Origin of the sequence: Bradyrhizobium sp. NBAIM18, from assembly GCF_020193825.1 — a bacterium.
In the GTDB taxonomy this organism is placed as follows: Bacteria; Pseudomonadota; Alphaproteobacteria; order Rhizobiales; family Xanthobacteraceae; genus Bradyrhizobium; species Bradyrhizobium yuanmingense.
In genome coordinates this window covers 68,993-82,859 of the sequence record NZ_JADYVO010000004.1, presented here as the reverse complement: position 1 = coordinate 82,859, position 13,867 = coordinate 68,993, and the positions used below count along the sequence as shown (strand labels likewise).

The following is a 13,867-nucleotide window of genomic DNA, read 5'->3' as shown; positions in this document are numbered from 1 at the left end:
AGAGAATCTTCAATGTGGAAGCAACCCCTCACCCAAACGCGTATGTGGCCGGCACCTCGGAGCCCTCTCCCGCAAGGGGAGAGGGCGCATCAGTAAGCGCCGGTGAAATCCCGGGAGAAACCAGAAGAATGTCCGCCAGATACGAAGAGCTCAAAGGCCTGAAAAATCTCGGCCAGAAATACGCCTACACCGATCGCGAGGTGATGCTCTACGCCTACGGCATCGGCCTCGGCGCAGATCCCATGGACGAGAACGAGCTCGCCTTCGTCAACGAGGGCACGTTCACGCCGCGGCCGCTGAAGGTGGTGCCGACCTTTGCTTCAGTCGCGGCCTGGGGCTCGGGCCCGGGCGAGATGAATCTCAACCGCGTCATGGTGGTCGACGGCGAACGGGACATCACCTTCCACCAGCCGCTGCCGGTCGCCGCCAACATCACCGCCGACTCCTCGGTGCTCGAAGTCTACGACAAGGGCAAGGACAAGGGCGTGGTCATCGTTCACCAGACCGTGCTGAAGAACGAGAAGGGCGAGAAGCTGGCAACGCTGGTCGCCTCGCGCTTTGCCCGCGGCGATGGCGGCTTCGGCGGGCCGAACCTGACCCAGCCCGATCCGCACAAGATCCCATCGCGCGAGCCGGACAAGACCATCGACATCACCACGCGCCCCGACCAGGCGCTGGTCTATCGCCTCTGCGGCGACCGCAACCCGCTGCACTCCGATCCCGAGTTCGCCAAGAAAGCCGGCTTCCCGCGTCCGATCCTGCACGGCATGTGCACCTACGGCATCACCTGCCGCGGCGTGCTCCAGACCTATGCCGACTACGATGCGAGCGCCTTCCGTCAGCACGTCGCGCGGTTCTCCTCGCCGGTCTATCCCGGCGAGACCGTGACCATGGACCTCTGGAAGGACGGCAACGTGATCTCGTTCGAAGCCAAGGTGAAGTCGCGCGGGGTGACGGTGATCAAGAACGGCAAGACGGTGCTGGGTTAGTGGGCACCGGCGTTTCACTCCCTCGCCCCGCTTGCGGGGAGAGGGTCGGGTGAGGGGCTCTCACCACGAGTCGGGACGGTATTGAGACCTGTACCCCCTCACCCGATCGCTACGCGATCGACCTCTCCCCGCAAGCGGGGAGAGGTGGAAGAAAAACAAACAGGGAGACGCCACCATGGGACTACTCGACGGCAAGGTCGCGCTGATCACCGGCGCGGGCGGCGGGCTCGGTGAGGCCTACGCAAAGCTGTTCGCGCGGGAAGGGGCCTCGGTCGTGGTCAACGATCTCGGCGGTCCCCGCGACGGCTCCGGCGCCGACAAGTCCATGGCGCAGCAGGTCGTGGACGCGATCAGGGCCCAGGGCGGCAAGGCGGTCGCCAACGGCGCCGACATCTCCACCATGGAGGGCGGCCAATCGGTGTTCGACGACGCCATCAAGCACTTTGGCCGCGCCGACATCCTGGTCAACAATGCCGGCATTTTGCGCGACCAGACCTTTCACAAGGCCAGCGAGGCCGACTGGGACAAGGTCATCAAGGTCCATCTGAAGGGCACCTTTTGTTGCACCATGCCGGTGTTTCGCTGGATGCGGGAAAACGGCGGCGGCGTCATCGTCAACACCTCCTCGACATCAGGGCTGATCGGCAATTTCGGCCAGACCAACTACGGCGCCGCGAAGGGCGGCATCTGGGGCCTGTCCAACGTGCTCGCGATCGAGGGCCGCAAGTACAACATCCGGATCTGGACGCTGGCCCCGGGTGCCCTGACCCGCATGACCGCAGACCTGCCCCGCTATAAGGAGAACCCCGGCGCCGCGCTCGGGCCGGACGGCATTGCGCCGGCCGTGCTATACATGGTCAGCGATTTGTCGGGCGACCAGACCGGCAAGGTGCTGGGCGTGTCCGGGCCCCGCGGCGTGCGCGAGATGCGGATGATGGAAATGGAAGGCTGGAAGCCGCCGCACTCGGGCTGGAACGCCCAGGACATTGTCGATCATGCCAAGGAGATCTTCTTCTCCGAGGAGCAGATCAAGATGGGGGCACGGCGGTTTTAGAAGGCCGTCATCCCGGGGCACGCGAAGCGTGAGCCCGGGATCCATACTCCGGATCATGGTTATGGATTCCGGGCTCGCGACTGCGTCGTGCCCCGGAATGACAGATTAGAGAAAGACGAGGACCGATGAAACTCACCGCCGACGCCAAGGGCACCTTCGCAATCGCGCCGACGCCGTTCCACGACGACGGCCGGATCGACGAGCGCTCGATCGACCGCCTGACCGATTTCTACGAGGAGGTCGGCTGCGACGGCGTCACGGTGCTGGGCATTCTCGGTGAAGCCCCCAAGCTTGATGCCGTCGAGGCCGAGCAGGTCGCGGTGCGCTACGTCAAGCGCGCCAAGAAGATGCAGGTGATCGTCGGCGTCTCCGCGCCGGGCTTTGCCACCATGCGTTCGCTGGCCAAGGCTTCGATGGATGCGGGCGCGGCCGGCGTCATGATCGCGCCGCCGCCCTCGCTTCGCACCGACGACCAGATCATCGGCTATTTCAAGCAGGCGGCGGAAGCCATCGGCCCTGATGTGCCCTGGGTGCTGCAGGACTATCCGCTGACCTTGCAGGTGGTGTTCACCCCCGCCGTGATCCGCAAGATCGTCATGGACAATCCGAACTGCGTGATGCTCAAGCACGAGGACTGGCCGGGCCTGGAGAAGATCTCGACACTACGCGGCTTCCAGAAGGACGGCTCGCTCCGTCCGCTCTCGATCCTCTGCGGCAATGGCGGCACCTTCCTGGACTTCGAGATGGAGCGCGGCGCCGACGGCGCCATGACCGGCTATGCCTTCCCGGAGCTCCTGATCGACGTCGTGAACCTCTCCAAGGCCGGCAAGCGCGACGCGGCACATGACATCTTCGACGCGCATCTGCCGCTGATCCGCTACGAGCAACAGCCCGGCGTCGGCCTCACCGTGCGCAAATACGTGCTGCAGAAGCGCGGCATCATCGCCTCCAGCGCGCAGCGCAAGCCTGGTGCGACGATGACGGCAACGGCGAAGGCCGAGGTCGACTATCTCTTGTCGCGGGTCGCCCGTTTCGACAAGCGCGCCAATCTCGGCCCGCAATCCAGCGCCGCAGGCTAGTTGCATGGCCGAGACATCAGCATCACGCCCGGCCTCGACGATCCTCCTGCTGCGCGACGGCGCGAGGGCCGACGGCGAGAGCCGCGGCGAGATCGAAGTCTTCATGATGGTCCGCCATCATCAGATCGAGTTCAACTCGGGCGCGCTGGTGTTTCCCGGTGGCAGCGTCGATGCCGGCGACAACGAGATCGTGGCCCGCGCCGACCTCTATTCGGGCGGCGAAGGCTTGAGCGAAGCGGATCGCGGCTTTCGGATCGCCGCGATTCGCGAGACCTTTGAAGAAAGCGGCATCCTGCTCGCGCGGTCCAAGGACACAGGCGCGCCAATCGATGCCAAGCGCGCCGGCGAGATCGCCGACGCCTATCGCGTCGCCCTCAACGAGCACAAGATCAGCTTTCTGAAGATCCTCGACGACAACGGCCTCCAGCTCGCGCTCGACACGCTGGTGCCTTACGCGCACTGGATCACGCCGGAGGGCATGCCGAAGCGGTTCGACACCTGGTTCTTCCTGGCCGCCGCACCGCCCGACCAGCTCGGTGCCCATGACGGACGGGAATCCACCGATTCGATCTGGGTGTCGCCGCGCGAGGCGGTGGAGGGCGGGGAGAGCGGCCGTTTCAAGCTGCCGTTCCCGACCACACGCAACCTGATCCGCCTCGCCAAGCAGGGAAGCGTGAGTGCGGCGCTGGAGCACGCCCGTGGCCTCTCGATCGTCACGGTGATGCCGGTGATGACCAAGACCGAAACCGGCCGCCAGCTCCGCATCCCCAGCGAGGCCGGCTATGACGGCGAGGTGTTCGAGGTCGGGGCCGTCGGCTAGTACATTTCGACGAGTAGCGAAGTATCGACGAATCCCGGCCCGCAGGGCAGGCAGCGTCAAACTGTCGTAAAGCTGAAGCGGGCGCCAGGTCCTGATATTAACGATATTCTGTGTCCCGAGGCATGTTCCCCCCGGGCAGCAATACGTCGTATATTGGACCTCCAGCAGTCCGGTCCTCAACCACCAATGTCCGCCGAATTGACGCCGCCCCCTGAGAAAAGGCGAACCTTCTCGCTCTCCATCGGCCAGCTCACCTTCGGTAGCTTCCTGTTGGTGCTGGCGGTGATCATTGTCACCTCGACTGCGAGCGTGATCGCGATCCGGCACATCGACACGACATTCGCCGAGCTGCAGCGGCTGCAGAGCGTCGGCGACCTCGCCGAGGACATCGATCGCCGCATGAACGAACTGCGTCTTGCCGCGCGCGACTTCGTCACAGATCCCGGTGCCGGCATCCAGTTCCAGCAGGTCGGCGAGGCGGCCTCGACGCTCAGCGACATCCTGAAGAAGACCCGCATCGAGCTCGCGCCCGAACAGCAGGACATGATCGACGGGGTCAGCGAACGGCTCGCGACTTATCGCACAGGCCTGGAGCGGATCTCCACCCTGATCGACCGCCGCGCCCAGCTGCTCGCCGGACTGCCGCCGCTGCGCGAACAATTCGACGCAGCGGTCGAAGGCACCGCGGACCGCGAGCTGGCGTCCCGCCTGTCCGAGGCACAGGGCCGGATCGCGATCGGGCTGCTCGCGCGCAACCCGTCCGCAGCCGAGCAGGCTGCACAGGGAATGCGGGGGCTCGATATTGCCGATGCCAAGCTGAAGTCGGCGGTGAACGACTATGCCGAGGCGATCATGGCCGTCGCCGTCCGCGAGCGGCAGATCGCCGACATCGATCGCGAGGTGCTGGGAACGGAAGGACGGCTGATCGGCCGCGTCACCGAATTGCTGCGCGAGGTCAGCTCCCGACGCGGCCACGTGCTGTCGCGCGATTTTGCCCGCACGCTGACCGAGGCGCGATGGCAGAGCATCGTGCTCGGCACGGTCGGCGTGCTGATCGGCATCGGCGCTGCCTGGTTCGTGGTTCGCAGGACGGTGCGTCCGCTCGCCCAGATCGCGCGATCCATTCGCGCGCTTGCCGCCGGCCGGAAAGATGTCTCAATTCCGTCCGCCGACCTCGGCAATGAGATCGGCGACATTGCGCGGGCGGCCGAAGTGTTTCGCCGCGCGCTGGAGGAGGCCGACACCGCGCGCGAGGCGGCGGTGCGCGCGCTCACCGAGCAGCGGCTCGCCGAGGAGAGCTATCGAAAACTGTTCGAAGGCTCCATCGACGGCATCTACGTGACGACGCCGGCCGGTGACCTCCTCAACGCCAATCCCGCGCTGGCGCGCATGATGGGCTATGACAGCCCGCAGCAGCTGATCGACAGCATCAGCGATATCGCCCACACGATCTACGTCCACCCCGAGGCGCGCGCCGAATACCAGCGGTTGATGGCGCGCGACGGCATGGTGCGCGAGTTCGAGTATCAGGTGCGCCAGCGCAGCGGCGACATCCTCTGGCTCTCCGACAGCGCCACGGGCGTGCGGGACGAAGCGGGCAACATCATCCGCTACGAGGGCACGCTGCGCGACATCACCGACCAGAAGCGGGCGGAGGAAGCCATCGCCGAAGGCCGGCGCCTGCTCCAGCAGGTCATCGACACCGTGCCGGCGGTGATCAACGTCAAGGATCGCAATCTACGCTACGTGCTGATGAACCGCTACATGGCCGGCATCTTCGGCATCGAGCCCGGCGAGGCGCTCGGCCGCACCACGGCCGACCTGATGTCGCGCTACGGCGCATCCAAGTCCGACGAGAGCGACAAGCGGGTGCTCAAGCTTCGAAAAGGTCTCGGTTTCTACGAGGAGGAGTATCAGGACGCCTCCGGCAACATGCGGCAATGGCTGGTCAACAAGTTGCCGTTGCTCGACGCCGAGGGCGAGATCGAGCGGATCGTGACCGTTGCGCTCGATATCGGCGAGCGCAAGCGGGGCGAGCAGGAGATGCGCAAGGCCAAGGAAGCCGCCGAAACCGCGCTGCGCAATCTCCGCGAGACCCAGGCCTCCCTGATCGAGGCCGAGAAGCTGGCCGCGCTCGGGCGCCTCGTCGCCGGCGTCGCCCACGAGGTCAACAATCCCGTCGGCATCAGCCTCACCGTCGCCTCCGCGCTGGAGCGCAAGACCGCCATGTTCACCGCCGAAGTCGAGCGCGGCGAGCTGCGCCGCTCCACGCTCAACGACTTCCTCAGCACCAGCCGCGATGCGTCCTCACAGCTCGTCTCCAATCTCAACCGCGCCGCCGAGCTGATCCAGTCGTTCAAGCAGGTCGCCGCCGACCGCAACTATTCGGATCAGCGTACTTTCGATCTCGGCGACCTCACCGAGCAGGTGGTGATGAGCCTGCGGCCGGGCCTGCGTAAGCACAATCTGACGCTCAACGTCGAGTGTCAGCCGGACCTGACCATGAACAGCTATCCCGGCCCGTACGGCCAGGTGCTGACCAATCTGTTTCTGAACTCGGTGGCGCACGCCTTCCCGGACGGCCGGCCCGGGACGATCGAGATTCAGGTGCGCGAGTCCGGCAAGGACAACGTCGAGATCATCTTCTCCGACAATGGCTGCGGCATGTCGCTCGACGTCCGTCGCCGCGCCTTCGATCCGTTCTTCACCACGCGGCGCGACCAAGGCGGCACCGGCCTCGGGCTGCACATCGTCTACAGCATCGTCACCAACCGGCTCGGTGGCCGGCTCGATCTCGATTCCGAACCGGGTGGCGGTACGCGCATCCAGATGATCCTGCCGCGTGTGGCGCCGCTCGAACAGGCCGCGGAATAGCTAATCGACGTCTGCAAGCTTGTGCAGCGTCGCGCCGAAGATCTGGCTGGCCTTGCCGACCAGCGCGGTGCCGGTCATCTGTCCGCGCGTGTCCGTGAACGTGCCGGTGACGCCGATGCCGACCGGGGCAGGGCCGCCGAACAGCGGATTGTCATCGCCTCGAGGCGAGGTGTGCCGTTGCACCAACACCTCGCCCTTGAAGCTGTTGTTGTCCTTCACCGTGTAGCTGCCGGTGTAATACAGGTAGGCATCGCCGCCGAGAATCTTGCCGTCGCGGAAGAGAATCACGCCGCTGCCCTTGCCGACTCGACCATCGAGCAAGGTGACGTGAATTGAATAGAGGCCGTTTTTCATAACGTCCCGTGGGCCGGCCGCCATCGCCCAATGGCGCAACCGGTCCCGCTTTTATGCCAAAGCCCATCCGTGCGCGCAACGAGGCAGTTTGCCGGGCCGGTCGCGGCGGCCTGCGAGCCGTAGTTGTTCCGGCTTATCCATGACACCGTCGTGACGCTCTGATGGTGAGGCGAGGCCCGACGTTGCGAATCAGAGTTGGCCCGCGAAATGCATAACCATTGTTGCACTGGCCGCGGGGTGCTGGAGCAAGACGAACGTGACCAACTGGATCGATTCCGGCGGCAATGAGCCGCGTCTGTGCAGTGCGCGTCCCACGAATTGCAAAAGCGAACAACGGCGGATTGGCAATGCGATACGCCGGGCAAACCTGACGAGGCTGGCGCCCGCCTTGGCTTTGATCGCGCTCGCAGCCTCCTCGGGGCACGCGCGTGACCGCGGGCAGTTTGTCAACACCAATCCCGAATTGAAGGCCTGGTTCGACAGTCTGCGCAGCGGCAAGGGGCCTTGCTGCTCCGATGCCGACGGTTCGGCGCTCTCGGACTCCGACTGGGACAGCAAGGACGGGCATTATCGCGTTCGCGTCCCGCGCTATGGCTTTGCGCTCGATGGCCAGCAGCAGGAGCTCGTCTGGGTCGACGTGCCCGCGGAGGCCGTGATCTCGGAGCCGAACCGGGTGGGACGCACCATGGTCTGGCCGATCTACGGCTACATGGGTGTCACCATCCGCTGCTTTATGCCCGGTAGCATGACTTAGCCTTCGGGCGTGACGTCGTCGCCGGCTCGGATGCCTGGACGGCGGGGCGCCCCGTCGCGTCAGGTATATTTCTTGTCGCGCTCGAGCAGCTCGATCGAGATGCCTTCGGGCCCGCGGATGAAGCAGATGCGTACGCCGGGACGAATGGTCGTCGGCTCGCGCGTGAACGTGACGCCCTTGGCCTTGATCTCGGCGGCGACCGCGTCGATGTCCTTCACCGTCAAGCCGAAATGGTCGAGGCCCTGATGCGGGTGCGGAGGTGGCGGGCTGACGGCGCTGTCGCCCTCGAGTGGCGCGATGAAGATCCTGGCTCCGCCGAGGTTCACGTCGATTCGTCCCGGCGCGCGCACGATCTCGCCACCAAGGATGTCCTGCAGCCAGGCCGCGGTGGCCTCCGGATCGGGGCTGCGCAGATGGACGTGATCCCAAGCGACGGCGAACGGCATTTCATAATCTCCCAACGGGTCTTTTCGATGCTATGGCGCATGCTAGCAGTATCGCCGGTGGCCACCACCGCCGTTGCCGACTCGCATGACGTTGGGGGAACCTTAGTTCGTCGCCCGAATTAACGTAAGCTGTGACTAAATCCATCTTCGATGGTGCTGCGGTCGCGATCGGTGTGCAACCATGAATGCGAGGCTCGACCGACTCGGATTGGGGCGCTTGGCCGGCACCGGCGAACGACTGGCGCGGGCGGTGACGATTGCGAGCGTCTCATTTGGCCGAAGCCTTCTATGGCTGCTGGCGGCAATCATCGCCGGTTGCGGCATTTGGATGCTGCTACCTCTCTCCAAGGGCAACAGTGCTGAGCCGGTGAGGCCTGAGCTGGCGGCTGTTGAAGCGCCTCCCTCCGGCGATGCGTCCAAAATAGCCTCGCCAGTATCCGAAGCTCAGGTGCCGGCGACAGCAGAACTTGGTCGTCTCAGGATTTCATCACAGACCTGGCGTCGCGGCGGCCTCGGCTCCAAAGCCCTGGTGACGTTCACGCTGCGAAACGACAACGACTATGCCGTAAAGGATGTCGAGATCGTCTGCGCCTTCACGCGGCGCGATGGAAGTCATCTGACCGACCGCAGCCGCGTGCTGGCGGATCCGGTCAGCATGAAGAGCCGCAAGACCTTCGTGCGTATCCCAATCGGCTTCGTTAACGTGAATGCCGATCAGGCAAAATGTTCCCCGATTGCAGCACGCCGTGCTTGAAGGCGACTTGTCCCGGTAGCTGAAAAGTTACCTTCTGCGGTCCTTGGCCGAAAACTATGCATCACCATTTGAACCGAACGGCTGGGCCAGGAACCAATTGGAAGATCGCCTGTTGAGGCGAGCAGAGCCCACGCGGGGATGCGGGGGGCGGAGCGCGGCCAATGCCCATCTTTAGGTATTTCATCTTTGTCGGTGGAGCTTTGCTCACACTGCTGCTCGCGGCGAACGTGGTTTTCCCGGCGCCGTCGCCCGTAGCGCACGTGGTCGCGACTGCAGGCAACGACCAGCCGCTGATCCGAATCCGGTCCGATCGTCATCTGCCTGAGCGCGTCGTCCTCGACACCAGCCAGCCGACGATTGTCGCACCCGGTGTTCAAACCGCCGCAGTTGCGGCTCCCCAGCCACCGGTACAAGAGAGCCTGTCGCCGGCTTTGGCCGAGATGTCGGCCAAGACGCGGGTGCGCGAGACCTTCGCCCAGTTCACGCCAGAGCCGAGGGCCGGGACCGCCGCAGCCAGGAAGTCCGACGCGGGCCAGCCCCAGACGTTCCAGGCCCAAGCGTCTCCTGTCCAGGCTCAGCCCAAGCGTAAGATCGTCAGGACGCAACCGGCGCATCAGCCGGGCCGCCCCATGATGCAGGTCGCTCAGCAGCCGCATTTCGGCCTCTTCAACACGACCTGGTAACAGCGCCTTCGGCTGCCTAATCGAGCTGGGAAGGGCTTTTTATTGGCCGGCCTCTCTGCTAATTCGAACCAATCCGACCGCCGTCGGGTGTACTGGCTCCTCGCCAGTGCCGGCCGGCGGATCTCGGTGGCCCGCTACTCGGGCCAGGGCGCTCGTAGCTCAGCTGGATAGAGCATCGGATTTCGATTCCGAGGGTCGGAGGTTCGAATCCTTCCGAGCGCGCCAGTCCTCTTTGTTCCATATATGTTCTAAAGCGGCGAGGATGCCGGGTCACCGCCGCGAGGGCCTGCGGCGTCCATCAGCCTGCCGGGACACCGCTTTGCCGGCCGCGTGCCAGAGTGTCGGAGGGCGCCTCGTGGAAGATCGCGCGGTAGGCTGCGGCAAATTCGCCAAGATGATGGAAGCCCTGGGCACGTGCGCAGGTGGCCACCGTGACGCCGCCCTTGAGGAGGCGGGCGCGGGTCGCCCACAGCCTCTTCAGGCGAATGTACTGGTGCAGGCTCATGCCCCGCACCTTGCTGACGGCGCCGCCGAGGGTACGGATCGAGACGTCGAACTCGCGGGCGAGATCGGCTGTATAGATCGGCGCGGTCGGATAGGTAGCGACGTAGTCGTCGATGCGCTGCACGAGCTTGATCGCCCGCTCGCTGTGGACCGAGGTGCTCCGATCCGACGTCGAATCGATTCGAAACAAATCGTCGAGCGCGAGCAGCAGGCCTTCCTGCAGATGGGCCGCAACCTCGGTCGTCTCGAACAGGCCTGGCTGCACTGACGCGGTGCGCAGGATATCGAGCAGGAGCTGTCGGGTGTGGAGCAGGGCGGGCCGGTTCGCGACATGGGCGCGCAAATGGTCGGCGCGGTCGAACCAGCCCCGGTCTCTCAGCTCGGGGGAGAAGATGATCATGGCGTGATGATTGGTCCGGGGCTCGACGAAATGGCACTCATCGTTGCCGTGGAGGGCAGCGAAGAAGCGGGCGTCGAGATCCACACCTTTGAAGTTGACCTGAAGATCGTCGCTCATCGACAGGATCACCATCCCGCCCGGCATGCGATAGGCGGTATCTAGGATCCGCGCGAACGATCTCATTACGATGATGCGGCACGCCGGCAGGGAGACGATGGCTCGGGCCGCCGCGAAGTTCGGGATGTCGAGCGGAATGCTCCTCGCATCCTCCATCGTCTCAATCGGCCGAAACGCATCGACATCGGAGAAGCCGATCAGTTGAAGCGCAGAGGAAGGAGCGAGGTCGTCGAACAACATGATTCTGGCGGGCCGCTGAAATGAGACAATCAAATGAACGTCGCTGCATCATCAATGGCGAAGCATCGAGTTTCAGTAAACCGAATTTCAGGGCCGTAGTATTGCGGACATCATGTCATGAGATCCGACGCTCTGCACCTTCATGTTGACGGCACCGAAACACGATCGGTTAAATCGTCATAAGTGACCTTTTCGGCTGATCTCATCTTTGATCTAGATCAAACATGAACGGCTTCGGGCCAGTGATCCACTGCGCAAGACATGATCTCGCAAAAGAAGGGGCCCGAAGGCCCCTTCAAACGTCACCAGCGGCGATAGCCGTAGTACCCATAATGGCGCGGCCCGTAGTAGCGCGGCGGCCCATAGTACCGCGGGCCGTAATAATATGGCCGCGGCCTGTAGGAGTAGCCATAATAGTTCGGCCGCCACCAGCACCGTCCCCAGGCGTCGCAGACCATGCGGACCTGCTCGACGCCGGAGACCTGCGGTGTCGCAGGTGCAGGCGCGATGGGCATGGCGGATGCCGTCGACGATGCAACGAGAGCGCCGAACAGGAACGCGGCCAATCGGCCAGTCGTGAGGTTCATGATGTCTTTCTCCGCTTACGCGATGCAGGATATCGAGGTTGTTCTGATCAAATTGTGGCCGAACCGAAATGTAATACAGATGAACAAACCTTCGGCGAGCTGACCCTTACGTCACGGCTCGGCAGCGGGCCGTAGGCCGGGCAGGCCGTGTCGTGACTCGAGCTTGATCCTGCGCAATTCGCAAGCTTGCCTTGGCTCTTACTGTCGCCGTCATGGCAGCGGCGTGGTGCCTGCTGCCGGGCAAGGTGAGCTGAATGCGAGTCATTCCAGATCTGTCGATCTCGCCGGAGAAGGTGTTCTTCGTCATCTCGAAATCGCGCCGGTCCGACAGCGAAGCGGGCGGGGGTGGCGTCGTCCTGGACTTCGGCGACGACGACATGAGCTACGGCCGCGGTGGACGCGGCGAAAGCACCGACCGTGCGGAGCTCGCGGGCTTCATCCGCGCTCTCAATGTTGACGAGCAGATCGATCTTGTGGCGCTGACCTGGCTTGGCCGCGGTGACGGTGATCTCTCTGATTGGCGTCAACTGCGCGCCCAGGCCGCCCAGGCTCACAACCAGCGTACCGCCTCCTACCTGATCGGTACGCCAATGCTCGCCGACTATCTGGAGGAGGCGATGACGCAATTCGGCAAGTCCTTCGAGGAATTCGAAGAACAGCTCTGATGCCGGATGCGGCGTCTGCAAGTGAAGGAGAAGTTGCGATGGACAAGATGAGAATGGACAAGGGTGACTGGCTGGTCGTGTGCGACGGGCGCAAGGCGCTCATTCTGGAAAACCTCGGCGACGAGATGTTTCCGAACCTCCACACCAGGGAGGTGCACGAGCAGCCCAATCCCGCGACCGCCGCTCAGGGGGCCGACGCGCCGGGCCGGTTGCATGGCGCAGCCGGCAGCGCACGCAGCTCGGTCGAGCAGACCGATTGGCACGACGAGGCCGAGCGCGCCTTTCTGCGGAGCCTGGCCGGCCGGCTCGATGCCGCCGTCAGCTCCGGTGAGACGACGGCCCTGACCATGGTGGCCTCGCCGCGTGCGCTCGGCATGATCCGCGCCGACTATTCGGACGGGCTGCGCAAGGCGCTTCAGGGGGAGGTCGGCAAGGACCTCGTCAAGCTGCCGGTCTACGAGATCGAGAAGCAATTGCTGCGGTCGGGCGCCGCCAAATAACAGAGGAGTCGCAGCGGCCGCGGCGCCTCAGTAGCAGGGGTGCCGCCGGCCGTCCTGACCAATATAAGCGGCCGCGCTGCGGTAGCAGTGGTTGGTCGCCGGGCCGTCATAGTAGGCGAAGGTGCCGGGGGTGATACCCGGGCCGTAATTGTGCAGGTAGCTGATCGGGTAGGGCAGCGGGCTCGCGTAGGAGCGGTGGTACCGGTGGCGGCCGTTCGCCTCCGCGAGGGCGGGGGCCAGGACCGCAGCCGTCAAGGCCGCAACCGCGGCGACACGCGTCAACTTGCTCATCTCGATTCTCCGGAACCCGCTCGAATGGTCAGCCTGTTATAGCAATTTCGAGCGGCCAAGCATCGCTCCGGAGGCCAGAAATCAAGGCCAATCCCGCAGATTTCCGGGTGGGTGTGACAGAATTGCCGGACATGCGGCCAAAGCTGCCCATTTTTGGCCTTTTCGGGATGCTTAACGAATTCCCCACACAAGTATGACCAAAGACTATTCGGTTCAGAATTCTTCCGCCGGCCCGGGGGGGCATTTGCCGGCCCCTCGAGTCCGGTACATTCCTGAAGGCCTTCGCCGTCATCTCGCCATGCGCATCACGCTTCCGAGTCTGCTGTTGCTCTGCCTCGCCGCCGCCACGCCCGCGCGCGCCGAGCTGCACATCACGCGCGACCACGGCGGCTATGTCGAGGAGTACAAGGCCAAGTACAAGCGGGTGCGCGAAAAGGGCGAGCGGGTCATCATCGACGGCATCTGCAATTCGGCCTGCACGCTCGTGCTCGGCATCGTGCCGATGAACAAGATCTGCGTGACGCCGCGCGCGAGCCTCGGCTTCCACCAGGCCTATTACGACAAGGCGTTCACCTTCGGCATCAAGGTCACCAGCGCTGAGGGTACCTCCGATCTCATGTCCTACTACCCCGACACGGTGAAGGACTGGATTCGCCGCAATGGCGGGCTCACCACCGACATGAAGAAAATTAAGAACGGGGTCGAGCTCTGGAAGATCGTCAATCCCTGCCCGGACGAATGGTGAGCGGCTGAGAC

16 protein-coding genes and 1 tRNA gene are annotated in these 13,867 nt (G+C 64.2%); 12 read left to right on the top strand and 5 right to left on the bottom strand.

Going from position 1 to position 13,867, the window contains the following annotated elements; translation table 11 throughout:
* Positions 1–128: 128 nt before the first annotated feature.
* From I6F17_RS10700 to I6F17_RS10680, 5 genes are all read left to right on the top strand, one after another.
* On the top strand, positions 129–989 hold the full coding sequence (locus tag I6F17_RS10700) for a MaoC family dehydratase (RefSeq protein WP_036011141.1): 861 nt from the start codon (positions 129–131) through the stop codon (positions 987–989).
* A 175-nt stretch (positions 990–1,164) separates the two neighbouring features.
* Complete coding sequence (locus I6F17_RS10695; RefSeq protein WP_057029663.1) at positions 1,165–2,043, top strand: SDR family oxidoreductase; 879 nt, start codon at positions 1,165–1,167, stop codon at positions 2,041–2,043.
* Between the two features lie 125 nt (positions 2,044–2,168).
* A complete protein-coding gene (locus I6F17_RS10690; protein ID WP_036027535.1) occupies positions 2,169–3,122 on the top strand; it encodes a dihydrodipicolinate synthase family protein in 954 nt (317 codons plus the stop codon).
* A 4-nt stretch (positions 3,123–3,126) separates the two neighbouring features.
* Positions 3,127–3,942, top strand: a complete 816-nt coding sequence (locus tag I6F17_RS10685; RefSeq protein WP_225131205.1) for an NUDIX hydrolase — start codon at positions 3,127–3,129, stop codon at positions 3,940–3,942.
* Between the two features lie 186 nt (positions 3,943–4,128).
* Positions 4,129–6,816, top strand: coding sequence for a PAS domain S-box protein (locus I6F17_RS10680; RefSeq protein WP_036041433.1), 2,688 nt, complete (start codon positions 4,129–4,131; stop codon positions 6,814–6,816).
* Here I6F17_RS10680 and I6F17_RS10675 read toward each other — a convergent pair whose 3' ends face one another.
* Positions 6,817–7,170, bottom strand: a complete 354-nt coding sequence (locus I6F17_RS10675) for a GrlR family regulatory protein (protein WP_036011154.1) — start codon at positions 7,168–7,170, stop codon at positions 6,817–6,819. It abuts the gene before it with no gap.
* Between the two features lie 256 nt (positions 7,171–7,426).
* Between I6F17_RS10675 and I6F17_RS10670 the strand changes: the two genes are divergently transcribed.
* Positions 7,427–7,924 carry a hypothetical protein gene (locus tag I6F17_RS10670; RefSeq protein WP_225131207.1) on the top strand — a complete coding sequence of 166 codons (498 nt, stop codon included), beginning with the start codon at positions 7,427–7,429 and terminating at the stop codon, positions 7,922–7,924.
* A 59-nt stretch (positions 7,925–7,983) separates the two neighbouring features.
* Here I6F17_RS10670 and I6F17_RS10665 read toward each other — a convergent pair whose 3' ends face one another.
* Positions 7,984–8,370: a VOC family protein gene (locus tag I6F17_RS10665; protein WP_036011159.1), complete on the bottom strand. Its 387-nt coding sequence runs from the start codon at positions 8,368–8,370 to the stop codon at positions 7,984–7,986.
* Positions 8,371–8,551: 181 nt separating this feature from the next.
* Between I6F17_RS10665 and I6F17_RS10660 the strand changes: the two genes are divergently transcribed.
* The 3 genes from I6F17_RS10660 to I6F17_RS10650 all read left to right on the top strand — a co-directional run bounded on the left by I6F17_RS10660 (position 8,552) and on the right by I6F17_RS10650 (position 10,032).
* On the top strand, positions 8,552–9,124 hold the full coding sequence (locus I6F17_RS10660; RefSeq protein WP_225131209.1) for a hypothetical protein: 573 nt from the start codon (positions 8,552–8,554) through the stop codon (positions 9,122–9,124).
* Positions 9,125–9,285: 161 nt separating this feature from the next.
* Positions 9,286–9,807: a hypothetical protein gene (locus tag I6F17_RS10655; RefSeq protein WP_225131211.1), complete on the top strand. Its 522-nt coding sequence runs from the start codon at positions 9,286–9,288 to the stop codon at positions 9,805–9,807.
* Between the two features lie 148 nt (positions 9,808–9,955).
* Positions 9,956–10,032: transfer RNA gene (locus I6F17_RS10650), tRNA-Arg, on the top strand.
* Between the two features lie 73 nt (positions 10,033–10,105).
* Here the strand turns inward: I6F17_RS10650 and I6F17_RS10645 are convergent.
* Positions 10,106–11,068: an AraC family transcriptional regulator gene (locus I6F17_RS10645; protein WP_036041430.1), complete on the bottom strand. Its 963-nt coding sequence runs from the start codon at positions 11,066–11,068 to the stop codon at positions 10,106–10,108.
* Between the two features lie 302 nt (positions 11,069–11,370).
* The gene (locus I6F17_RS10640) at positions 11,371–11,655 is read right to left on the bottom strand and encodes a hypothetical protein (RefSeq protein WP_225131212.1); all 285 of its coding nucleotides are present in this window, start codon (positions 11,653–11,655) and stop codon (positions 11,371–11,373) included.
* A gap of 254 nt (positions 11,656–11,909) precedes the next feature.
* Between I6F17_RS10640 and I6F17_RS10635 the strand changes: the two genes are divergently transcribed.
* Positions 11,910–12,320, top strand: coding sequence for a DUF3775 domain-containing protein (locus I6F17_RS10635; RefSeq protein ID WP_036011173.1), 411 nt, complete (start codon positions 11,910–11,912; stop codon positions 12,318–12,320).
* Between the two features lie 38 nt (positions 12,321–12,358).
* Complete coding sequence (locus I6F17_RS10630) at positions 12,359–12,820, top strand: host attachment protein (protein ID WP_057029669.1); 462 nt, start codon at positions 12,359–12,361, stop codon at positions 12,818–12,820.
* Between the two features lie 27 nt (positions 12,821–12,847).
* On the opposite strand, the gene I6F17_RS10625 is transcribed toward I6F17_RS10630, so the two are convergent.
* Positions 12,848–13,111 carry a hypothetical protein gene (locus I6F17_RS10625; protein WP_225113203.1) on the bottom strand — a complete coding sequence of 88 codons (264 nt, stop codon included), beginning with the start codon at positions 13,109–13,111 and terminating at the stop codon, positions 12,848–12,850.
* 298 nt (positions 13,112–13,409) lie between these two features.
* Between I6F17_RS10625 and I6F17_RS10620 the strand changes: the two genes are divergently transcribed.
* Positions 13,410–13,856, top strand: coding sequence for a hypothetical protein (locus I6F17_RS10620; RefSeq protein ID WP_036011182.1), 447 nt, complete (start codon positions 13,410–13,412; stop codon positions 13,854–13,856).
* The last annotated feature ends 11 nt before the right edge of the window (positions 13,857–13,867 follow it).

What these genes read in the sequence shown, in the direction of transcription:
- I6F17_RS10700 (WP_036011141.1), top strand. Translation starts at nt 129, where the DNA reads ATGTCCGCCAGATACGAAGAGCTCAAAGGCCTGAAAAATCTCGGCCAG.
- I6F17_RS10640 (WP_225131212.1), bottom strand. Translation starts at nt 11,655, where the DNA reads ATGAACCTCACGACTGGCCGATTGGCCGCGTTCCTGTTCGGCGCTCTC.
- I6F17_RS10630 (WP_057029669.1), top strand. Translation starts at nt 12,359, where the DNA reads ATGGACAAGATGAGAATGGACAAGGGTGACTGGCTGGTCGTGTGCGAC.
- I6F17_RS10685 (WP_225131205.1), top strand. Translation starts at nt 3,127, where the DNA reads ATGGCCGAGACATCAGCATCACGCCCGGCCTCGACGATCCTCCTGCTG.
- I6F17_RS10655 (WP_225131211.1), top strand. Translation starts at nt 9,286, where the DNA reads ATGCCCATCTTTAGGTATTTCATCTTTGTCGGTGGAGCTTTGCTCACA.
- I6F17_RS10620 (WP_036011182.1), top strand. Translation starts at nt 13,410, where the DNA reads ATGCGCATCACGCTTCCGAGTCTGCTGTTGCTCTGCCTCGCCGCCGCC.
- I6F17_RS10680 (WP_036041433.1), top strand. Translation starts at nt 4,129, where the DNA reads ATGTCCGCCGAATTGACGCCGCCCCCTGAGAAAAGGCGAACCTTCTCG.
- I6F17_RS10660 (WP_225131209.1), top strand. Translation starts at nt 8,552, where the DNA reads ATGAATGCGAGGCTCGACCGACTCGGATTGGGGCGCTTGGCCGGCACC.
- I6F17_RS10665 (WP_036011159.1), bottom strand. Translation starts at nt 8,370, where the DNA reads ATGCCGTTCGCCGTCGCTTGGGATCACGTCCATCTGCGCAGCCCCGAT.
- I6F17_RS10645 (WP_036041430.1), bottom strand. Translation starts at nt 11,068, where the DNA reads ATGTTGTTCGACGACCTCGCTCCTTCCTCTGCGCTTCAACTGATCGGC.
- I6F17_RS10635 (WP_036011173.1), top strand. Translation starts at nt 11,910, where the DNA reads ATGCGAGTCATTCCAGATCTGTCGATCTCGCCGGAGAAGGTGTTCTTC.
- I6F17_RS10695 (WP_057029663.1), top strand. Translation starts at nt 1,165, where the DNA reads ATGGGACTACTCGACGGCAAGGTCGCGCTGATCACCGGCGCGGGCGGC.
- I6F17_RS10690 (WP_036027535.1), top strand. Translation starts at nt 2,169, where the DNA reads ATGAAACTCACCGCCGACGCCAAGGGCACCTTCGCAATCGCGCCGACG.
- I6F17_RS10625 (WP_225113203.1), bottom strand. Translation starts at nt 13,111, where the DNA reads ATGAGCAAGTTGACGCGTGTCGCCGCGGTTGCGGCCTTGACGGCTGCG.
- I6F17_RS10675 (WP_036011154.1), bottom strand. Translation starts at nt 7,170, where the DNA reads ATGAAAAACGGCCTCTATTCAATTCACGTCACCTTGCTCGATGGTCGA.